This is a genomic window from Rhodobacteraceae bacterium D3-12, assembly GCA_025916135.1.
In the GTDB taxonomy this organism is placed as follows: domain Bacteria; phylum Pseudomonadota; class Alphaproteobacteria; order Rhodobacterales; family Rhodobacteraceae; genus JAKGBX01.
The window spans coordinates 2,641,353-2,660,325 of sequence record CP104793.1 but is presented as its reverse complement, the minus strand read 5'-3'; the positions used below and the strand labels follow the sequence as shown (position 1 = coordinate 2,660,325).

23 protein-coding genes and 1 pseudogene are annotated in these 18,973 nt (G+C 60.0%); all 24 read left to right on the top strand.

Annotated features, from left to right (window positions below; genetic code table 11):
• The first annotated feature begins 102 nt into the window (after positions 1-102).
• The 24 genes and pseudogenes from N4R57_13100 to N4R57_12985 all read left to right on the top strand — a co-directional run bounded on the left by N4R57_13100 (position 103) and on the right by N4R57_12985 (position 18,947).
• Positions 103-774: a glutathione S-transferase family protein gene (locus tag N4R57_13100; protein ID UYV35980.1), complete on the top strand. Its 672-nt coding sequence runs from the start codon at positions 103-105 to the stop codon at positions 772-774.
• Between the two features lie 54 nt (positions 775-828).
• Positions 829-1,692: a hydroxymethylglutaryl-CoA lyase gene (locus N4R57_13095; GenBank protein UYV35979.1), complete on the top strand. Its 864-nt coding sequence runs from the start codon at positions 829-831 to the stop codon at positions 1,690-1,692.
• Positions 1,689-2,192, top strand: coding sequence for a hypothetical protein (locus tag N4R57_13090; GenBank protein ID UYV35978.1), 504 nt, complete (start codon positions 1,689-1,691; stop codon positions 2,190-2,192). The genes N4R57_13095 and N4R57_13090 overlap by 4 nt, the downstream gene beginning before the upstream one ends.
• Positions 2,185-2,965 (top strand): annotated as a pseudogene (locus N4R57_13085) (crotonase/enoyl-CoA hydratase family protein). Before N4R57_13090 ends, N4R57_13085 begins: the two are co-directional and overlap by 8 nt.
• A 229-nt stretch (positions 2,966-3,194) precedes the next feature.
• Positions 3,195-4,862 (top strand): VWA domain-containing protein, encoded by a 1,668-nt coding sequence (locus tag N4R57_13080; GenBank protein ID UYV35977.1) that lies wholly within the window; start codon positions 3,195-3,197, stop codon positions 4,860-4,862.
• A 481-nt stretch (positions 4,863-5,343) separates the two neighbouring features.
• On the top strand, positions 5,344-5,709 hold the full coding sequence (locus N4R57_13075) for an NADH-quinone oxidoreductase subunit A (protein UYV35976.1): 366 nt from the start codon (positions 5,344-5,346) through the stop codon (positions 5,707-5,709).
• Positions 5,706-6,230, top strand: a complete 525-nt coding sequence (locus N4R57_13070) for an NADH-quinone oxidoreductase subunit B (protein ID UYV39577.1) — start codon at positions 5,706-5,708, stop codon at positions 6,228-6,230. The genes N4R57_13075 and N4R57_13070 overlap by 4 nt, the downstream gene beginning before the upstream one ends.
• 51 nt (positions 6,231-6,281) lie before the next feature.
• Positions 6,282-6,893 (top strand): NADH-quinone oxidoreductase subunit C, encoded by a 612-nt coding sequence (locus N4R57_13065; GenBank protein UYV35975.1) that lies wholly within the window; start codon positions 6,282-6,284, stop codon positions 6,891-6,893.
• Positions 6,893-8,116, top strand: coding sequence for an NADH-quinone oxidoreductase subunit D (locus N4R57_13060; GenBank protein UYV39576.1), 1,224 nt, complete (start codon positions 6,893-6,895; stop codon positions 8,114-8,116). The genes N4R57_13065 and N4R57_13060 overlap by 1 nt, the downstream gene beginning before the upstream one ends.
• Positions 8,113-8,397: a hypothetical protein gene (locus tag N4R57_13055; protein UYV35974.1), complete on the top strand. Its 285-nt coding sequence runs from the start codon at positions 8,113-8,115 to the stop codon at positions 8,395-8,397. Before N4R57_13060 ends, N4R57_13055 begins: the two co-directional genes overlap by 4 nt.
• On the top strand, positions 8,397-9,617 hold the full coding sequence (locus tag N4R57_13050) for an NADH-quinone oxidoreductase subunit E (GenBank protein ID UYV35973.1): 1,221 nt from the start codon (positions 8,397-8,399) through the stop codon (positions 9,615-9,617). The genes N4R57_13055 and N4R57_13050 overlap by 1 nt, the downstream gene beginning before the upstream one ends.
• A gap of 53 nt (positions 9,618-9,670) precedes the next feature.
• The gene (locus tag N4R57_13045) at positions 9,671-10,426 is read left to right on the top strand and encodes an NADH:ubiquinone oxidoreductase (GenBank protein ID UYV35972.1); all 756 of its coding nucleotides are present in this window, start codon (positions 9,671-9,673) and stop codon (positions 10,424-10,426) included.
• A gap of 10 nt (positions 10,427-10,436) precedes the next feature.
• Positions 10,437-10,661, top strand: coding sequence for a DUF5337 domain-containing protein (locus N4R57_13040; GenBank protein ID UYV35971.1), 225 nt, complete (start codon positions 10,437-10,439; stop codon positions 10,659-10,661).
• A gap of 7 nt (positions 10,662-10,668) precedes the next feature.
• Positions 10,669-11,964, top strand: coding sequence for an NADH-quinone oxidoreductase subunit NuoF (nuoF, locus tag N4R57_13035; GenBank protein UYV35970.1), 1,296 nt, complete (start codon positions 10,669-10,671; stop codon positions 11,962-11,964).
• Positions 11,964-12,326, top strand: a complete 363-nt coding sequence (locus N4R57_13030; GenBank protein ID UYV35969.1) for a hypothetical protein — start codon at positions 11,964-11,966, stop codon at positions 12,324-12,326. The genes nuoF and N4R57_13030 overlap by 1 nt, the downstream gene beginning before the upstream one ends.
• 155 nt (positions 12,327-12,481) lie before the next feature.
• The gene (locus N4R57_13025; GenBank protein UYV35968.1) at positions 12,482-12,892 is read left to right on the top strand and encodes a DUF5333 domain-containing protein; all 411 of its coding nucleotides are present in this window, start codon (positions 12,482-12,484) and stop codon (positions 12,890-12,892) included.
• Between the two features lie 6 nt (positions 12,893-12,898).
• Entirely contained in the window at positions 12,899-14,926 is a 2,028-nt protein-coding gene (gene nuoG / locus N4R57_13020) for an NADH-quinone oxidoreductase subunit NuoG (protein UYV35967.1), read from the top strand.
• Positions 14,927-14,969: 43 nt separating this feature from the next.
• Entirely contained in the window at positions 14,970-15,329 is a 360-nt protein-coding gene (locus tag N4R57_13015) for a hypothetical protein (GenBank protein UYV35966.1), read from the top strand.
• 7 nt (positions 15,330-15,336) lie between these two features.
• A complete protein-coding gene (gene nuoH, locus N4R57_13010) occupies positions 15,337-16,377 on the top strand; it encodes an NADH-quinone oxidoreductase subunit NuoH (protein ID UYV35965.1) in 1,041 nt (346 codons plus the stop codon).
• A 2-nt stretch (positions 16,378-16,379) separates the two neighbouring features.
• Positions 16,380-16,874: an NADH-quinone oxidoreductase subunit NuoI gene (nuoI, locus tag N4R57_13005; GenBank protein UYV35964.1), complete on the top strand. Its 495-nt coding sequence runs from the start codon at positions 16,380-16,382 to the stop codon at positions 16,872-16,874.
• 69 nt (positions 16,875-16,943) lie between these two features.
• Entirely contained in the window at positions 16,944-17,351 is a 408-nt protein-coding gene (locus N4R57_13000) for a carboxymuconolactone decarboxylase family protein (GenBank protein UYV35963.1), read from the top strand.
• Positions 17,348-17,956, top strand: coding sequence for an NADH-quinone oxidoreductase subunit J (locus N4R57_12995; GenBank protein ID UYV35962.1), 609 nt, complete (start codon positions 17,348-17,350; stop codon positions 17,954-17,956). The genes N4R57_13000 and N4R57_12995 overlap by 4 nt, the downstream gene beginning before the upstream one ends.
• Positions 17,953-18,441 carry a hypothetical protein gene (locus N4R57_12990; GenBank protein UYV35961.1) on the top strand — a complete coding sequence of 163 codons (489 nt, stop codon included), beginning with the start codon at positions 17,953-17,955 and terminating at the stop codon, positions 18,439-18,441. The genes N4R57_12995 and N4R57_12990 overlap by 4 nt, the downstream gene beginning before the upstream one ends.
• Entirely contained in the window at positions 18,441-18,947 is a 507-nt protein-coding gene (locus N4R57_12985; GenBank protein UYV35960.1) for a hypothetical protein, read from the top strand. The genes N4R57_12990 and N4R57_12985 overlap by 1 nt, the downstream gene beginning before the upstream one ends.
• Positions 18,948-18,973 lie beyond the last annotated feature (26 nt).

The following is an 18,973-nucleotide window of genomic DNA, read 5'->3' as shown; positions in this document are numbered from 1 at the left end:
CAATTGTTGCGCGCCCCTTGCCGCATATGGCGCCGAACGAAGTGAGGCGCCCCCTCGCGACGCGCAACGCGCGGCGCAAAACCTGAAATGAAAGGATACCCCATGACTGAAACGCCAATCCGTCTGCACAGTGTCGCAGGAAGCCGGTCGTTCCGGGTCTTGTGGGTGCTGTACGAAATGGGCCTTGAGCCGGACATTTTGTCATATGACATCCGCAGTGGCGATTTGCGCAGCCCGGAGTTTCAGGCGATTTCACCGGCCGGGCGGGTTCCGGTTCTTGAAATTGACGGGCAGGTTTTGTTTGAGAGCGGGGCGATCGTGCAATATCTCTGCGAGACCCGCCCCGAGCACGGGTTTGCACCGGGCGTGGGCGAAGAGGAGCGGGCGCAGTTTCTGGTATGGTTGCACTATGCCGAGACCGTGGGCACGCTTATCCAGAACCTCAACCTGCAACAGGTGTTTTTGCCCAAGCCCGAGATGCGCTCACCCACGGTGATCGGGATCGAGGTCAAGCGGTTGGCGATTACGTTGAAACCTTTGGAGCGGTTGTTTGCGGAGCAGGACTATATGCTCAGGCGGGGGATTTCCGCGGCGGACATGATGATGGGCTTCACGCTGGAAAGTGCGCGCCATTATGTGCGTTTTGACCGGTTTCCCAATCTGGAGAGATATCAAGAGCGCATTGAGGCGCGACCGGCCTATCAGCGAGCGCTGAAGGCGGAAGGGCTGCAGGCGTTTTACGACCGTGAGTTTTACGACGTGCCAGAGGCGTAAGCTCGCGCCGGTGCTTTTGAGTATTTTTGGTAAGATGAAATGGGGGAAGCGGCCATGCCAGAGCGGGTAGAGATTTTCGAGATGGGGCCGAGAGACGGTCTTCAGAATGAAAAGCGTCAGATCCCGACGCAGGAGAAGATTGCGTTGGTGGATTTGTTGAGCCGCGCCGGGTTTTCGCGCATTGAAGTGGCGAGTTTTGTCAGCCCGAAGTGGGTGCCGCAGATGGCCGACAGCGCAGAGGTTCTGGCGGGGATCAAACGGAGCGACGGGGTGAGCTATGCCGCGTTGACGCCGAACATGCGCGGGTTTGAGGGCGCGGTCGCGGCCAAGGCGGATGAGATCGCGATTTTCGGCTCGGCATCGGAAGGGTTTTCCAAGGCTAATATCAACGCCACCATAGAAGAGAGCATCGCGCGGTTTGATCCGGTCTTGGCAGCGGCGCGCGAGATTGGGTTGCCGGTGCGGGGTTATATCTCTTGTGTGACGGATTGCCCGTATGACGGGCCGACTGCGCCGGCAGATGTGGCGCGGGTGGCCGAGATCCTCTGGGCGCGGGGCGTTTACGAGATTTCGCTGGGCGACACGATCGGGCAGGGCAGGCCGGAGACAATAGATGCCATGTTGGCCGCGGTGTTGGAGGTGGTGCCGGCGGGTAAGCTGGCCGGGCATTACCACGACACCGCCGGGCGGGCCTTGGCCAATATCGAGGCCTCTCTGGCGCGTGGACTGCGGGTGTTTGATGCCGCCGTTGGCGGTTTGGGCGGCTGCCCTTATGCGCCGGGTGCTGCCGGGAATGTCGCAACAGAGGCGGTGCATGATCATTTGAGCGCCTTGGGCTATGAGACCGGATTGGACCGGAGCATTCTGGCCGAGGCGGCGGTCATGGCGCAGGCGATGCGCGGGCAAGGCGACGCATGAAAACCGGCAAAACGCCGATTGAGCGGGTGATGGGGATGGATGCCCGAGTGTGGCAGCGCCATGCCAACCCGCTTTCGGTTTACTCGCGTATGGTGATCCTGCCTGCGCTGGCGCTGGCTGTTTGGTCGCGGGTTTGGATCGGGGTTTGGGCTTTGCTCCCGGTGGTTGTGGTTTTGCTTTGGGTTTGGCTTAACCCGCGTTTTTTCGCGCCGCCGCGTGATTTGGACAATTGGGCCTCACGCGGGGTGATGGGGGAGCAGGTGTTCCTTGGCAGGCGCGGCGAGGTGCCAGCGCATCACCGGGCTTGGGCCATGGGGTTGGGCATGGCCGCCGTGCCGGGGTTGGTCTGGATGATCTGGGCGCTATGGCGGCTTGATCTGCAAGGGGTGATTGGCGGGGTCGTGGCGTCGATGCTGCCGAAGCTGTGGTTTATGGACAGAATGAACTGGCTTTATGCCGATTGGCTGGATGAAGCGAACAAGGAGTTGGGTGATGTATGAAACGCTAAGTATTGAGGTGGACGCGCGCGGTGTGGCCACGCTTTGGCTGGACCGGGCCGAAAAGCACAATGCCATGTCGGGCGCGATGATCGAGGAGTTGCCCAAAGCGGTGAAGGCGCTGAGCGACGACGCGGCGGTGCGGGTTGTTGTGCTGGCCGCGCGGGGCAAAAGCTTTTGTGCGGGGGGATTTGCGCTGGATGCAGGATCAGATGGCCGCGAGCGCGAGCGAGCGCCATGCCGAAGCGCGCAAGCTGGCGATGGCGCTTTATGCGCTGAACACCCTGCCAAAGCCGCTGATTGCGCGGGTGCAGGGCAATGCCTTTGGCGGCGGTATCGGCATGATGTCGGTGGCGGATGTGGCGATCGGGGTGGACAGCGCCAAGTTTGGTCTGACCGAGGTCAAGCTGGGGCTGATCCCGGCGACGATTTCGCCCTATGTTCTGGCGCGGATGGGAGAGGACAAGGCGCGGCGCGTGTTTATGTCGGCGCGTTTGTTCGGGGCCGAGGAGGCGCGCGAATTGAACCTGTTGGCGCGGGTGGTGCGCGAGGCGGAGTTGGACGCGGCGGTTGAGGCCGAGGTGGTGCCATACCTGAGCGCTGCACCGGGGGCCGTGGCCGAGAGCAAGCGGCTGGCGCGGATGTTGGGACCGTCGATCACGCCCGAGATTGTGGACGAGACCATCAACCGGCTGGTTGAGACATGGGAAGGCGACGAAGCCAAGGCCGGCATTGCCGCGTTCTTCGAGAAACGCAAGGCGCCTTGGGTGGTGTGAAGGCGGTTTGGCACGAAAGCCGGGGCCGCTAGGTTCGGCGGCGCGCTCCGGTTGATCGGCCCTATGGGCAGGAGGCGTTTCGGGTGGCGGATGTGGATTGCGCCTTGGTTCTTTTTGGTGCACCCATCAACGCAGGTTAAAGTAGGGTTTTCCACCAGATGGTCTTTGGATCAACGGGTGGTAGACTTTGAGTGATTGAAAACGATTGATTTAAGGAGAGGAGGCCGAGATGCGGCTTTTTATTTGGTGCGCGGCGATGATGATGGCGGCGATTTCGCCGGTGAGTTCGCAGGAGCGGGCGATGATCGTTCTGGACGCGTCGGGCTCTATGTGGGGGCAGATTGACGGCAAGGCCAAGATCGAGATCGCGCGCGACACGCTGGGCGATGTGCTGGGCGCGGTGCCGGAAGGCAATGAGCTGGGCCTGATCGTTTACGGCCACCGGCGCAAGGGCGATTGCAAAGATATCGAGCTGGCCGTGAAGGCGGGCAAAGGCACGGGCGGCGCGATTGCCAATTTCGCCAAGGGCATCAGCCCCAAGGGCAAGACCCCGTTGAGTGCAGCGGTGAAAATGGCGGCCGAGGCGCTGCGGTTTACCGAAGACAAGGCGACCGTGATTTTGGTGACTGACGGGCTTGAGACCTGTGACATGGACCCTTGCGCGCTGGGCCGAGAGCTGGAAGCGGCGGGCGTGGATTTCACCGCGCATGTGGTGGGCTTTGGCCTGTCCAAGGAAGAGGGCGCGCAGGTGTCGTGTCTGGCGAAAGCCACGGGCGGTCAGTATATTGAGGCGTCGAGCGCCGATACGCTTGGCAAGGCCTTGGAACAGACGGTTGTTGTAGAGGCCGTGCCCGCCCCAGCCGTTGTGCCGACCCCGGCACCCGCGCCAGTGACCCCGCCGGAGCCGGCCAAGCCGGAGTTCAACATCGTCGGCACCGCATCGCTGAGCGAAGGGGGGCCGGTGTTGGACGACAAGTCGGTCCGCTGGATTCTGCGCCCGATTGACGAGAATGGCAAAGTCATCAACAAACCCGCTGCCAGCAAATACGCCGTGGAGTTCCAAGCCTCGGTTCCGGCCGGGAAATACCTGTTGATCACGCGGCTGGAGAAGATCGAGATGCAGCGCGAGATCACGTTGAGCGAGACGGAGCAAACGCCCGTCGAGGTGGTTCTGAACGCGGGGATCGTCGAGATCACGCCCAAGCGCACCCCCGATGGGGAGGTTGAAAAAGCCATCCGGATCAAGGTGTTTAACGGCAAGTTTGAAAATGGCGCCTATGGCAAGGCACGGTTTTACGTACCTGCAGGTAATATCAAGGTAACCGGGCGTCTGGCCAAAGCAGAAGCCAGCAAGGACATGGTTCTGGCGGCGGGTGAGCTGTTGACGACGGATATTGTTGTCGGGTCTGGCGTGGTGATGGCCACAGCGCTTTATTCAGAGGGTGGCCCGGCCGTGGAGACCAACGGTATCCGCTATCGGGTCTTGTCAGCGAAAGCGGATCTGAAGGGCAAGCGCAAGGAGCTTGGCGGCACTTATGGCAGCAAACCGATCGAGCTTCCTGTTGGGGAGTATATTGTGACTGCGCGGCTCGACAAGGCCGAGGTGCAGAGCCAGCCGATCAAGGTGGAGGCGGGGCAGCGCACCGATGTGCAGCTGGTGCTGAATGCCGGGGTTGCGGCGATCACCGCGCCGGGGGGCTATCGTATCCGGATCCTTGGCAAGAAGAACCTTCAGGGCGAACGCAAGGAGCTGTCCAGCAAATATGGCGAGGCGTTGAGCCTGACGCTGACGGCGGGGAGCTATCTTGTGCGGGTCGAATATGAGAGCGACAAGGCCGCGATTGAGCAGGAGGTCACCGTGGTCGCAGGGGAGCGCGCCGAGGTGACTCTGCAATAGCCGAGCAATAGTCAGGCAATAGCCGGGCAACAGGCTGTAACCGGCCAGAGGGCGCGGCGGCGATGGTGGCCGCCGTGCGCCGAACTTGGGCAAAAAGAGACCGGGGTGGGGCAGTTGCGCCGCCCCGGTCGATTGTTTCAGGGCGGCTTTGCGCGGCTTCACCAGTGCGCGGACAAACTTGCGGACAATTTGTCTGTTGAGTCGGGTTGAGAGTGCTCGATTCCGGCCCAGAAAGGCATAAGTTTTGCGCATGTTTAAGTGCGCCCCAAGCGCCCCGGAGCGCCAGTGCCGCGCGCGCCATGCTCAAAACCCCTGTTTTCTTGGGGTTGAATGGGGTTCTTTGCCGGGCTCTGAGCGTCACCTGCGCGATTCAGAATATATTTCTGTGTTGGTTGACCCTGCCAAGGGGCGCTAGTAAACCCAAAGGCAAGATTTCGCTGCTATTTGGCGCGGTAAGACAGCGCAGGAAGGGGTCTTGATCGTGGACGGGATGCTTCGGGAATACCTTCCCATACTAATTTTCATTGCAGTTGCGGTTGCGATTGGTGTCGTTCTCATTCTTGCGGCGGTGGTTTTGGCCGTGCGCAACCCGGATGCGGAGAAGGTGAGCGCCTATGAGTGCGGCTTTAACGCCTTTGATGATGCGCGGATGAAATTCGATGTGCGGTTCTACCTCGTGTCGATCCTGTTCATCATCTTTGACCTTGAAATCGCGATGCTTTTCCCTTGGGCCGTGGCGTTCAAGGATGTCAGCATGGTGGGCTTCTGGTCGATGATGGTGTTCTTGGCCGTTCTCACCATCGGCTTTGCTTACGAATGGAAGAAAGGGGCGCTTGAATGGTCATGACGGGAGCCAACACCGCGGGCAGTGACCGCGAAGTAGCCACCCAGGCACTTAATGCAGAGCTTCAGGACAAGGGGTTTCTGCTGACCTCGACAGAGGATCTGATCAATTGGGCCCGGACGGGCTCGCTCCACTGGATGACGTTCGGGCTGGCGTGTTGCGCCGTGGAAATGATGCACGCGTCGATGCCGCGCTATGACCTTGACCGGTTCGGTGTGGCCCCGCGGGCGAGCCCGCGACAGTCTGATGTGATGATCGTGGCCGGCACGCTGACCAATAAGATGGCTCCGGCGTTGCGCAAGGTTTACGACCAGATGCCCGAGCCGCGCTATGTGATCTCGATGGGATCCTGCGCCAATGGCGGTGGCTATTATCATTACAGCTATTCCGTGGTGCGCGGATGCGACCGGGTTGTGCCGGTGGATATCTATGTTCCGGGTTGCCCGCCGACGGCGGAAGCCTTGGTTTACGGTATTTTGCAGCTGGCACGGAAAATCCGACGGACCGGGACAATCGCGCGATAAGCGCAAGCATGATCAGGCTGCGCCGGGACGGGCGCGGGAAAGGGCAAAACCATGAGTGAAGCACTCACCGAGTTGGGCGCATTGATCGAGGCCAAGCGGCCCGATTGCGTGTTGGGCTGGGACGTGGCCTATGGCGAGTTGAACGTCGATGTGACGCCGTCCAATATTGTCGGGCTGGTTGAGTTCCTGAAATCGGACGGGAATTGCAAGTTCTCGACGCTGGTCGATGTGACGGCGGTGGATTACCCGGAGCGGGCCAAGCGTTACGACGTGGTTTACCACTTCCTCAGCATGTATCAGAACCAGCGCATCCGCCTTCGGGTGAGCATTCGCGAAGAGGAGATGGTGCCGTCGATCATCGACGTGCATCCGAGCGCCAATTGGTTTGAGCGCGAAGTGTTCGACATGTTCGGTATCATTTTCACCGGCCACCCGGATTTGCGCCGGATTCTGACCGACTATGGCTTTCGCGGCCATCCGCTGCGCAAGGACTTTCCGACCACGGGCTATACCGAAGTGCGTTACGACGAAGCGCAAAAGCGGGTGGTTTATGAGCCGGTTACGCTGGTTCAGGAATATCGACAGTTTGATTTCATGTCGCCATGGGAGGGTGCCGAATACATCCTTCCGGGGGACGAGAAAGGTGAAGGGGCAGACAAATGATGGACGGCTCCAAAGGGTTTGATGACACGCTGACCGGCGAGCAGAAGATCCGCAATTTCAATATCAACTTCGGCCCGCAGCACCCTGCGGCGCACGGGGTTTTGCGGCTTGTTCTTGAGCTGGACGGTGAGATTGTCGAGCGGTGTGACCCGCATATCGGCCTGCTTCATCGCGGCACCGAGAAGCTGATGGAAAGCCGGACATATTTGCAATGTCTGCCGTATTTCGACCGGCTGGATTATGTCGGCACGATGAACCAGGAACATGCCTGGTGTTTGGCGATCGAGAAGCTGACCGGGGTGGTTGTGCCACGCCGCGCCAGCCTGATCCGGGTCTTGTATTCCGAGATCGGCCGAATTTTGAACCACCTCTTGAACGTGACCACACAGGCGATGGACGTGGGCGCGCTGACCCCGCCGCTGTGGGGCTTTGAAGAGCGCGAAAAGCTGATGGTGTTCTATGAGCGGGCTTGCGGTGCGCGGTTGCACGCGGCCTATTTCCGGCCCGGTGGTGTGCATCAGGACCTGCCGCCCGAGCTTTTGGATGATATCGAGGAATGGGCCAGCGTCGATTTCCCGAAATTCATGAAGGACATCAACACGCTGTTGACCGAGAACCGCATCTTTAAGATGCGCAACGTCGATATCGGCGTGGTCGATGAGCAGACCGTTCTGGAATATGGGTATTCGGGTGTGATGGCGCGTTCGGTCGGGATGGCGTGGGATTTGCGCCGCGCCCAGCCGTATGAATGCTATGACGAGTTCGAGTTTCAGATCCCTGTCGGCAAGAACGGCGACTGCTATGACCGTTACCTGATGCGGATGGAAGAGATGCGCCAATCGGCCCACATCATGTTGCAGGCGATTGCCAAGCTGCGTGAGCCGGAAGGGCAGGGCGACGTGATGGCGCGTGGCAAGCTGACCCCGCCGAAGCGTGGTGAGATGAAGACCTCGATGGAGGCGCTGATCCACCACTTCAAGCTCTATACCGAAGGGTTCCACGTGCCTGAGGGCGAGGTTTATGCCGCTGTGGAAGCGCCCAAGGGTGAATTTGGTGTTTACCTTGTGGCGGATGGCAGCAACAAGCCGTATCGCGCCAAGATCCGCGCGCCGGGCTATTTGCATTTGCAGTCGATGGATCACATTACGACCGGGCATCAGCTGGCCGATGTGGCCGCGATTATCGGATCACTTGATGTTGTGTTTGGGGAGATTGACCGGTGAAGAAATTTGTATGTTTTGCGCTTTGCTCTTCGGCCCTTGCGGGTTGTCTCGCCGTTCCGCCGAAGGGGATCACGCCAGAGATGCGGGCGGATTATGTCACTGCGGTGCAGTCGATCGGCTGTGTGATGCGCGATGAGAGCGATTATCAGCCCGTGGAATTGCAAGCCGGTTTGACCCGTGAGCAGGCGATCCAGTTGACGGAATATCACATTGCCCGTGGCACCGCTGTGAAGCTGGACGGTGACAAGGGTGTGAAGCTGATGACGGGGGGCTGTGCCTGATGCTGCGGCGTCTTCATATCGAACAACCCGAAAGTTTTGCGTTTACGCCCGCGAACAAGACGTGGGCGGAGGGGCAGATCAGCAAATACCCCGAAGGCCGTCAGGCCAGCGCGATCATTCCGCTGTTGTGGCGGGCGCAGGAGCAGGAGGGCTGGCTTTCGAAGCCTGCCATTGAATATGTCGCGGATATGTTGGGAATGGCCTATATCCGGGCGCTGGAAGTGGCGTCTTTCTACTTTATGTTCCAACTGCAACCGGTTGGCACGGTTGCGCATTTCCAGATTTGCGGCACGACGTCCTGTATGATTTGCGGCGCCGAGGATTTGATCGGTGTGCTGAAAGAGAAGGTGGCCGCGAAGCCGCATGAGCTTTCTGAGGATGGCAAATTTTCTTGGGAAGAGGTCGAGTGTCTGGGCGCGTGCACCAATGCGCCGATGGCACAGATCGGCAAGGATTATTACGAGAACCTGAGCGCCGAGCGCATGGGTGAGCTGATTGACGAGCTGGCCGAGGGTAAAGTGCCCACGCCAGGCCCGCAGAATGGCCGCTATGCCAGTGAACCGCTGAGCGGGCTGACCACGCTGACCGAGTATGACAGCGGCAAGACGCAGTATAACGCCAGCGTGCAATTGGCGGTGGATATTGGCGAGACGGTGAAGCGGATCGACGGCACCGAAGTGCCGATCCGCACGCCATGGCTGGACGCGAAAGAGCGTGGTGGCAAGCCGGTGAAGGCGAAGCCAGCCGCCAAAACGACCAAGGCAAAACCAGCCGCCAAGGCGAAAGCCGCGAAAGCGGAGGTTGAAGAGCCCAAACCCGCAGCCAAGGCGACGGCAGACGACACGGGCGTGACCAAGCAAGAGGCGCGTGCCACGTCGAAAGGCAAACCCGCAGCGAAGCCTGCAGCGACAGGGGCGGCAACCGCAGCACCGGCGCAAGAGGCCAAGCCCGAAACATTGAGCGCGGCGCGTGAAGGCGGTGCCGATGATCTCAAGCTGATCAGCGGCGTTGGTCCGAAGCTGGAACAGACGCTCAATGAGCTTGGGTTTTGGCATTTCGATCAGATTGCTAAGTGGGGCGAGGGCGAGATTGCCTGGGTTGACTCGCGGTTGCGGTTCAAAGGCCGGATCGCGCGCGACAATTGGATGGAACAGGCCAAGACGCTGGCCGCGGGGGGCGAGACCGAGTTTTCGACCCGTTCGAAGAAGAAGGGTAAGTAACGCTGATATGAGCGGTGCAACGCATCATATGAGCCTGTTTTTGGGGGTGACGGATGTCTGACAAGGCAAAGGTAAGTTTGTGCAATATCGTTTGCTGGCTGATTGGGCTGGTGGCGGGTGTGGTTGCCTATTGGCTTTCCGTCGAATCGGTGACCTGGTTCCCCGCGCTTCTGGTTGGCTTGGCGGTTGCGGCGTTCGTGGCGCTTGTGTTGGACAACCTTGTCTGTGGCAGCAGTGCCGATCAGGGCGAGGCCGTGGCCGGGATGCAGGCCGAGATTGATGCGGTGACGGCAGAGAATGCGACCGCGGCGGCAATAGATGACGCCGTTGCAACGCCCACGCCGGTTGCGGCGGAGGCAAAGGCGGAGCCTGTTGTTGAGCCTGAGCCCGTGGTCGAGCCTGTGGTCGAGCCCGAACCTGCGCCCGAACCTGAACCGGTGGCCGCGCCTGTTGCGACTGCGGAGCCCGTAGCGGCGACGCCGGATTACGACGGGGACGGTGTCTTGGAAGGCGCGAATGAGGGCACACGCCCCGAAGCGCTCAGCGGGCCGCGCGATGGCAAAGCCGATAACCTGAAGGAAATCAAAGGGATCGGCCCAAAGCTTGAGATCATGTGTAACGAGCTTGGCTTCTATCACTTTGACCAGATTGCCGGGTGGAGCGCAGACGAGATTGCTTGGGTCAATGCCAACCTGAAAGGGTTCAAGGGCCGGGTGACGCGCGACAACTGGATTGAGCAGGCAAAGATCCTGGCCGCGGGGGGCGAGACCGAGTTTTCGACCCGTGTGGGCAAGGGCGGAGTTTACTGAGGACCGATGAATGAACGCGGACACAGAAGCACGGTTGGCACGCAAGCAGCGCTTGGCGGCGCTGTTGATTGCGGGCGCGGCGGTGTTCTGGATCTTGGCGGAGCTTATCGGAGCACAAATGGGGTGGAGCACGCGATTGCGCGCTTTGCCGACAATGATCGCGGGGGCCGGGTTTATCTGGGCGGTCGCGCTTGTTTGGCAAATCTGGCGGGCTCGCCAGCGAGACGAAGGATGAGACGGGTATGCTGAAAGACCAGGACCGGATCTTTACCAACCTTTATGGTATGCACGAGCGCACCCTTGCCGGTGCCAAGGCGCGCGGCCATTGGGACGGCACGGCGAACCTTATTCAAAAGGGCCGTGACTGGATCATCGACGAGATGAAGGCCAGCGGCTTGCGCGGGCGCGGCGGGGCGGGCTTTCCGACCGGTTTGAAGTGGTCGTTCATGCCGAAAGAGAGCGACGGTCGGCCGGCGTATCTGGTTGTGAACGCGGATGAATCCGAGCCGGGCACCTGTAAAGACCGCGAGATCATGCGCCACGATCCGCATACGTTGATCGAAGGTTGTTTGATCGCCAGCTTCGCGATGCAGGCGCATGCCTGTTACATCTATATTCGCGGCGAATATATCCGCGAGAAAGAGGCGCTTCAGAACGCGATTGACGAGGCGTATGACAACGGTCTTTTGGGGCCGAATGCCGCCGGGTCGGGTTGGGACTTTGATCTTTATCTGCATCACGGGGCCGGGGCCTATATTTGCGGTGAGGAAACCGCGCTGTTGGAAAGCCTTGAGGGCAAGAAGGGGATGCCGCGGATGAAGCCGCCGTTCCCGGCGGGCGCGGGGCTTTATGGCTGTCCGACTACGGTGAACAATGTGGAGTCGATTGCCGTTGTGCCAACGATCCTGCGCCGGGGCGCGGAGTGGTTTGCCGGTTTCGGTCGGCCCAACAACGCCGGCACCAAGATTTTCGGGATTTCGGGCCATGTGAACAACCCATGCGTGGTCGAAGATGCCATGTCGATCAGCTTTGAAGAGCTGATCGAAAAGCATTGCGGCGGTATTCGCGGCGGTTGGGACAACCTGTTGGCGGTGATCCCCGGCGGCTCTTCGGTGCCATGTGTGCGCGGTGAGAACATGCGCGATGCGGTGATGGATTTCGACGCGCTGCGCGAAGTTGGCTCGAGCCTTGGGACTGCTGCTGTGATCGTGATGGACAAGCAGACCGACATCATCAAGGCGATCTGGCGGCTGTCCAAGTTTTACAAGCACGAAAGCTGTGGACAGTGCACGCCTTGTCGCGAGGGCACGGGTTGGATGATGCGGGTCATGGACCGGCTGGTGCGCGGCGAGGCCGAGATCGAAGAGATCGACATGCTGTTTGATGTGACCAAGCAGGTCGAGGGCCACACGATTTGCGCGTTGGGCGATGCGGCGGCCTGGCCGATCCAGGGGTTGATCAAGAATTTCCGCGAGGAGATTGAAGACCGGATCAAAGCGCAGAAAACGGGCCGTATGGGCGCGATGGCGGCGGAGTGATGGACGTGCGGGGCAAGTTGATCATAGGGCTTGGCGCGGCGGCGATGCTGCTTGCGTCTTGTGGGGCGGTGGACCGGCTCAAGCCTAAGAAAGGCTTGTTCTTTGACGGCCATCAGTTCCGCGCGAAAGCGCAGAAGGTCGAGGACGACCGACATGAGTTTATCGTAACCGTGTCGCGTGCCAGCCAGAGTGCGGAAGGCGCGCGCGAGGCCGGGCGCCATGAGGCCAATGGGTATTGCATCAAGAACTACGGCAAGTCGGACATTGACTGGGCCGCCGGTCTTGGCCCGGATGACGACAACATCGCGACGCGGATTGCCGATGACAAGCTGACTCTGAGGGGGCGCTGTCAAGGATGGTGACGCAGGTCGCATATCCCGGCCCGAATGGGCAGAAAGCCGCCAGAACAGGCGGTGATGCGTCCTGTTATTGCATATCAGGCGCGTGGGCACCCATCTCTCGCAGCAATGGGGGCGGTTTGAGCCGCCTTGAATGCTGCATGAGAGGAGTGAAACCCATGCGTTTTGTGAACACCCTGATTTTGGGCCTTGGCCTGAGCTTTGCCAGCGTGAGCGTGGTCGATGCGAAAACCCCGCTGCGCAATGTGAAGGCGATTGACGACAGCATGTTGACGGTTGCTTTGGCGCTGGAGGTCAGCAAGAAGTGCGGCACGATCAATGCCCGCAAGGTTAAGGGGCTGAACTTCCTGTTCTCGCTGAAGAAGAAAGCCAATTCGCTTGGCTATTCCGACGATGAGATCAACGCCTATCGCAAGAGTGAAAAAGAAAAAGCGCGTATCCGGGCGCGTGGTGAAAAACTAGTGAAATCCAAGGGGTTTAACCCGAAAGATCCGTCTGACCTATGCAAGTTCGGCCATGCCGAGATTGCTAAGGGCAGCCAGATCGGAGCCCTGTTGAAAGCAAAGTGAGATGAGATGAGCGACGCACGCAAGATCATCATTGATGACAAGGAGGTCGAGGTAGACGGTGCCATGACTCTGATCCAGGCTTGTGAAGAGGCCGGGATCGAAGTGCCGAGGTTCTGCTACCACGAACGTCTTTCGATCGCCGGTAACTGCCGGATGTGTCTTGTGGAAGTTGTCGGGGGGCCGCCCAAGCCGACGGCCTCCTGCGCTATGCAGGTCAAAGATTTGCGCCCCGGCCCGGAAGGGCAGCCGCCGGTCGTGAAGACCAATTCACCGATGGTGAAGAAGGCGCGTGAAGGGGTGATGGAGTTCCTGCTTATCAACCACCCGCTGGATTGCCCGATCTGTGATCAGGGCGGCGAATGCGACTTGCAGGATCAGGCGATGGCCTATGGCGGCGCGCATTCGCGGTTCAATGAGCCGAAGCGTGCGGTCGATGATCTTGATCTTGGGCCGCTGGTTGGCACCTGCATGACGCGCTGTATTTCCTGCACGCGATGTGTGCGCTTCACCACCGAAGTGGCCGGGATCACCCAGATGGGCCAGACTGGGCGGGGCGAGGATGCCGAGATCACCTCGTACCTCAACCAGACGCTGGATTCGAACCTGCAGGGCAACATCATTGATCTGTGCCCGGTTGGCGCGCTGACCAGCAAACCTTATGCGTTTACGGCCCGTCCGTGGGAATTGACCAAGACCGAGAGCATTGACGTGATGGATGCTTTGGGCTCGAACATCCGGGTGGATACCAAGGGGCGCGAAGTGATGCGCATCCTGCCGCGTAACCATGACGGCGTGAACGAGGAATGGATTTCCGACAAGACGCGGTTCATCTGGGACGGTTTGCGCCGTCAGCGGCTGGACACGCCATACATTCGCGACGGCGGCAAGCTGCGCAAAGCAAGCTGGAGCGAGGCGTTGGGCGTTGCGGCCGAGAAGATGAAGGGCGCGAGCAAGCTGGCCGGTTTGGTTGGCGATCTGGTGTCGGTTGAGGCGGCCTATTCGCTGAAATCGCTGGTCGAAGGTTTGGGCGGCAATGTTGAGTGCCGCACGGATGGTGCAAAGCTGCCCGCCGGGAACCGGTCGGGGTATGTGGGCACGGCCAGCATCGAAGACATTGACGGTGCGAAGTTCATTCAGCTGATCGGCACCAATCCACGCGACGAGGCGCCGGTGCTGAACGCGCGTATCCGCAAGGCTTGGGCTAATGGGGCCGACGTGGGGCTGGTTGGTGAAGCCGTTGATTTGACTTATAGCTATGCGCATGTCGGCACGGATCGTGCCGCGCTGGACAGCATCACCGGCAAGGAATACGGCGCGGTCAAGGATGCACCAAGCGTGGTGATCGTGGGGCAGGGTGCCATCCGCGAAGCCGACGGCGAGGCGGTTCTGGCGGCGGCGATGAAGCTGGCCGAGGATACCAACTCGAAGTTGTTGATCCTGCACAGCGCCGCGGCGCGCGTGGGCGCGATGGATGTGGGGGCCGTGACCGAGGGTGGCATGAAAGCCGCGACCGAGGGTGCGGATGTGATTTACAACCTTGGCGCCGACGAGATCGAGATCGAGGCGGGGGCCTTTGTGATCTATCAAGGTTCGCACGGGGATCGCGGCGCGCATCGCGCCGATGTGATCCTGCCGGGGGCCGCCTATACCGAAGAGCAGGGCTTGTTCGTGAACACCGAAGGACGTCCGCAGCTGGCGCTACGCGCCGGGTTTGCGCCGGGCGAGGCCAAGGAAAACTGGGCCATCCTGCGCGCGCTGAGCGCGGAGACAGGTGAGGCGCTGCCTTGGGACAGCCTTGCGCAGTTGCGTCAGAGCCTTGTCACCGTTGCACCGCATCTGGGTAAGGTTGACCAAGTGGCCGAGAACGAATGGCAGCCGATCAAACCCGGCAAGCTGGGCAAGGCCGGTGCGACCTTCCGCAATGCCTTGGCTGACTTTTACCTGAGCAACCCGATTGCACGGGCGAGCGAAGTCATGGCGGAGCTTGCTGCTTCGGCCAAGGCGCGCTCTGGCGTGAAGATGGCGGCAGAGTGAGCATCACGCGCCGCATATCCCCCTCGCGCTGGGCGCGGTGGTGATGGGTTGCAATGTGCAAGGGGAGCAGGCCGTGACGCGGCTTGCGCCTGCCGATCTTGACTATCGCGGGGTCGAGACGCGCCTGCTGGATGGGGATCTGGTGCAGTTTGTTGTGGCCATGGGCGCGAGCGCCGGGCCGGACGATGTGAGCGATTATGCAGAATGTGCGGCGGCGCAATATGCGTTGATCCGTGGATATGGCTTTGCGCGGCATGTTCGCACAAGCGTAGAGCAGGACAAGAACTTGGTGCAGGGGGATGCGGTGTATACCATTTCGCCCAGCCTGCCACGTGGATTGAAGACCATCGACGCAGAAGTCGTGGCCTCCAACTGTGCGGCAAACGGAATACCGATGGTGTGAGGACTTGATGGCTGATTTCTTTCAAAACACGAACCTAGGCATCCTGCTTGTCATCGTCGGGCAGATTTTGCTGGTCACGGTGCCGCTTTTGGTGTCGCTGGCCTTTATCATGTATGGTGAGCGCAAGATCTGGGCCGCCGTGCAGATGCGGCGCGGCCCGAACGTGGTGGGTATTTTCGGGCTGGCGCAGAGCTTTGCCGATTTCATCAAATACATGGTGAAAGAGATTGTTGTGCCTGCGGGGGCCGACAAGGCGGTGTTCTTTCTTGCACCGCTGATTTCGGTTGTGATGGCTCTGATCGCTTGGGCGGTGATCCCGTTCAACGATGGATGGGTGATTTCGGACATCAACGTCGCGATCCTCTATGTCTTTGCGGTGTCCTCTTTGGAGGTCTACGGCGTGATCATGGGGGGCTGGGCCTCGAACTCGAAATATCCGTTCCTTGGCTCGCTTCGCTCTGCCGCGCAGATGATTTCTTACGAGGTCAGCATTGGCTTGATCATCGTCGGGGTGATCTTGTCCACCGGCTCGATGAATTTCGGCGCGATCGTAGGGGCGCAGAGCGGCGATTACGGCTTCTTTAGCTGGTATTGGTTGCCGCACTTCCCGATGCTGGTGTTGTTTTATATCTCGGCGCTGGCCGAAACCAACCGCCCGCCGTTTGACCTTCCGGAAGCGGAAAGCGAATTGGTTGCGGGCTATCAGGTGGAATATAGCTCGACCCCGTTCGTGTTGTTCTTCATGGGCGAATTGGTTGCGATGATGCTGATGACGGCGATGATCACGCTGCTGTTCTTTGGCGGCTGGCTGTCGCCCATTCCGGGGCTGCCCGATGGTATCCTGTGGATGCTGGGCAAGATGTTCCTCGTGTTCTTCACCTTCTCGATGGTGAAGGCGATCACGCCGCGCTATCGCTATGACCAGCTGATGCGTCTGGGGTGGAAAGTGTTCCTGCCGCTGAGCCTTGCCTGGGTGGTATTCGTGGCGTTTGCCGCAAAATTCGAATGGTTCTGGGGCGTTTACGCGCGCTGGGCAGTGGGAGGCTGAGCATGGCCAATATCGACTATAAACGCGCGGCCGGGTATTTCCTGCTGACGGATTTTCTCAAGGCGTTCTGGCTGGGGCTGAAGTATTTCGTCTCGCCCAAGGCGACGTTGAACTATCCGCACGAGAAAGGGCCGCTGAGCCCGCGTTTCCGGGGTGAGCACGCGCTGCGCCGCTATCCTAATGGCGAGGAACGCTGCATTGCGTGCAAGCTCTGTGAGGCGATCTGCCCGGCGCAGGCGATCACGATTGACGCCGAGCCGCGTGACGATGGCAGCCGCCGCACCACGCGCTATGACATCGACATGACCAAATGCATCTATTGCGGCTTCTGTCAGGAGGCCTGCCCGGTGGATGCGATTGTCGAGGGGCCGAATTTCGAATTCGCCACCGAAACCCGCGAGGAGCTGTTTTACGACAAGGACAAGCTGTTGGCGAATGGCGAGCGTTGGGAAGCCGAGATTGCCCGTAACCTTGAGCTGGATGCCCCGTACCGATGAAACGCGCGCCAAAATTCTTCGAAGAATTTTGCCAAGAATTTTCGAAAATTCTTGGTGGAGAGAGCTGAGATGTCTGACACGAAAACCCCTTTCGAGCTGATGATGACGCAGGCGCAGGAGATGGCGAAGGCGTTCAATCCGGCGTTGGAGAGTTTTTCTCCCAAGGGGTTCGAGACCATGTGGCCGACCATGCCCAAGGACGTTATGGAGATGTTCTTTGGCAAGGGGTTGAGCAAGGACGGGTTGGATGCGAAGACCCGCCTTTTGCTGACGCTGGCCGGGTTGACAATGCAGGGCGCACAGGCGGAAACGCCGCTGCGCATGACCGTGCGCCACGCCATCGAGGCGGGGGCGTCGAAAGAAGAAATAGCCGAGACCATCGCGCAGATGTCGATGTTCGCAGGTATACCCGCCATGACCAAGGCCATGGAGTTGGCCAAGGACGTGATGGCAGACATAGAAGGTGACGACACATGACCGTAGCAAGCCTGGCCTTTTACCTGTTTGCGATCTCCGCCATTGTTGGCGGCCTGTTTACCGTTCTGAGCCGGAACCCGGTGCATTCGGTGCTGTTCCTGATCCTGGCCTTCCTGTCTTCGGCGGGGCTGTTCGTGTTGGTCGGGGCGGAATTCGTGGCGATGCTTCTGGTTATCGTTTACGTGGGCGCCGTGGCGGTGCTGTTCCTCTTCGTTGTGATGATGCTGGACGTGGATTTTGCCGAGCTCAAGGCCGGGATGGCGCAGTATATGCCGATTGCTCTGGCGATCGGTGTGGTGCTGTTGATGCAGCTTGGCCTTGCCTTTGGTGATTGGCACGTGGCCGAGAGCGCGGAAGCAGCGCGCGCCGCTGTGGCCCCGACGGATATTCAAAACACCGCAGCCTTGGGTCTGTTGCTTTATGATCAGTACTTCCTGTTGTTCCAGCTGGCGGGTTTGATCCTGTTGGTGGCGATGATCGGGGCGATTGTTTTGACCATCCGGCACCGTGACAACGTCAAGCGTCAGAACGTTCTGACCCAGATGTGGCGCGATCCGGCGGATGCGATGGAGATCAAGGACGTGAAACCGGGGCAGGGTCTTTGATCGCCAAAAGCATCATATCCTTTGCCTTGAGCGGTGTGTTTGCTCTTGCGGCGGGCAATGCGGCAGCATTGTCGATTTCGCCCCCATGCGAGCGCGATTCAGGCGGCATGAATGCGGCGAAAATCGCGGGCTGGTCCAATGGCCATGTGCTGACCTCTTATGTTTGGGAGGGGGCGGGGACGCCTGCGGCCAAGTGGAAAACAGACGCCATTATGCGGTTGATTGATTGCCGGTCTGGCAAGTTTGTTTTGCTGTCGCGCGCGAAGGGTGGCGACAAATACGACCTGACGGACAAGCAGATGAGCGTGCTGCAACGGTTGGAGCAGGGCGAGAAGATCAGCCTGAACAGCTTTCAACGTGCGATGAAGCGCGCAGGGGTGGCGACAAAGCGGTACAGGGACACGGACGAGACCTGTACCTGTAAGGTCTATTTCCCGGAACTGCGCGGGAACAAAGTGCCTTTCAATCCGGGGAGTGGGTCCTGATGCGGGCGAAGCTGCGTAGGATGATTGGGACGCTTGGTGCGGTCATTGCACTGGGGTCGGTTGCGATGCCGGTGCAGGCGCTTTCGCCGCTGCCGCCGTGTGGCGGCGTGGAAGGCGGGATGCGCATTTCGGGTGCCCAGGATTTCGGGCATTACAAGAGCGGATTGGTCGTCGAACGCTATAGCAACCTGGACAAGGGTAACATTGTTGGCGGCGCGCCGGGGCCGGTTCCCGCGCTGAACAATTTCAGCGGCATGCGGATCACGGATTGCCGCAGCGGGCGGATGGTTGCGCTGCATGGTGTCGGGCTTCAGGTGGTACAAGAATTGAGCGCGACCGAGTTCCTGCGCAGCAAGGTGCAGGGCGAAAAACGCGTTCGATTGAGTGATGTCGAAAAGGCCGCCAAGGCGCTTTATGGGCAGAACAATTATGTGCGCATCATCAAGTTGCGTGAGACCGAAGAAACATGCGCCTGTCGGGAGTTCTTTCCCGGCGCGTGGAAGTAAGACCGACCCGGGCAAGTGCTCGGAAA

What these genes read in the sequence shown, in the direction of transcription:
- N4R57_13040 (UYV35971.1), top strand. Translation starts at nt 10,437, where the DNA reads ATGAACGCGGACACAGAAGCACGGTTGGCACGCAAGCAGCGCTTGGCG.
- N4R57_13050 (UYV35973.1), top strand. Translation starts at nt 8,397, where the DNA reads ATGCTGCGGCGTCTTCATATCGAACAACCCGAAAGTTTTGCGTTTACG.
- N4R57_13070 (UYV39577.1), top strand. Translation starts at nt 5,706, where the DNA reads ATGACGGGAGCCAACACCGCGGGCAGTGACCGCGAAGTAGCCACCCAG.
- nuoH (UYV35965.1), top strand. Translation starts at nt 15,337, where the DNA reads ATGGCTGATTTCTTTCAAAACACGAACCTAGGCATCCTGCTTGTCATC.
- N4R57_13030 (UYV35969.1), top strand. Translation starts at nt 11,964, where the DNA reads ATGGACGTGCGGGGCAAGTTGATCATAGGGCTTGGCGCGGCGGCGATG.
- N4R57_13025 (UYV35968.1), top strand. Translation starts at nt 12,482, where the DNA reads ATGCGTTTTGTGAACACCCTGATTTTGGGCCTTGGCCTGAGCTTTGCC.
- N4R57_13095 (UYV35979.1), top strand. Translation starts at nt 829, where the DNA reads ATGCCAGAGCGGGTAGAGATTTTCGAGATGGGGCCGAGAGACGGTCTT.
- N4R57_13060 (UYV39576.1), top strand. Translation starts at nt 6,893, where the DNA reads ATGGACGGCTCCAAAGGGTTTGATGACACGCTGACCGGCGAGCAGAAG.
- N4R57_13045 (UYV35972.1), top strand. Translation starts at nt 9,671, where the DNA reads ATGTCTGACAAGGCAAAGGTAAGTTTGTGCAATATCGTTTGCTGGCTG.
- N4R57_12995 (UYV35962.1), top strand. Translation starts at nt 17,348, where the DNA reads ATGACCGTAGCAAGCCTGGCCTTTTACCTGTTTGCGATCTCCGCCATT.
- N4R57_12985 (UYV35960.1), top strand. Translation starts at nt 18,441, where the DNA reads ATGCGGGCGAAGCTGCGTAGGATGATTGGGACGCTTGGTGCGGTCATT.
- N4R57_13100 (UYV35980.1), top strand. Translation starts at nt 103, where the DNA reads ATGACTGAAACGCCAATCCGTCTGCACAGTGTCGCAGGAAGCCGGTCG.
- N4R57_13000 (UYV35963.1), top strand. Translation starts at nt 16,944, where the DNA reads ATGTCTGACACGAAAACCCCTTTCGAGCTGATGATGACGCAGGCGCAG.
- nuoF (UYV35970.1), top strand. Translation starts at nt 10,669, where the DNA reads ATGCTGAAAGACCAGGACCGGATCTTTACCAACCTTTATGGTATGCAC.
- N4R57_13090 (UYV35978.1), top strand. Translation starts at nt 1,689, where the DNA reads ATGAAAACCGGCAAAACGCCGATTGAGCGGGTGATGGGGATGGATGCC.
- N4R57_13080 (UYV35977.1), top strand. Translation starts at nt 3,195, where the DNA reads ATGCGGCTTTTTATTTGGTGCGCGGCGATGATGATGGCGGCGATTTCG.
- N4R57_13065 (UYV35975.1), top strand. Translation starts at nt 6,282, where the DNA reads ATGAGTGAAGCACTCACCGAGTTGGGCGCATTGATCGAGGCCAAGCGG.
- nuoI (UYV35964.1), top strand. Translation starts at nt 16,380, where the DNA reads ATGGCCAATATCGACTATAAACGCGCGGCCGGGTATTTCCTGCTGACG.
- N4R57_13015 (UYV35966.1), top strand. Translation starts at nt 14,970, where the DNA reads ATGGGTTGCAATGTGCAAGGGGAGCAGGCCGTGACGCGGCTTGCGCCT.
- nuoG (UYV35967.1), top strand. Translation starts at nt 12,899, where the DNA reads ATGAGCGACGCACGCAAGATCATCATTGATGACAAGGAGGTCGAGGTA.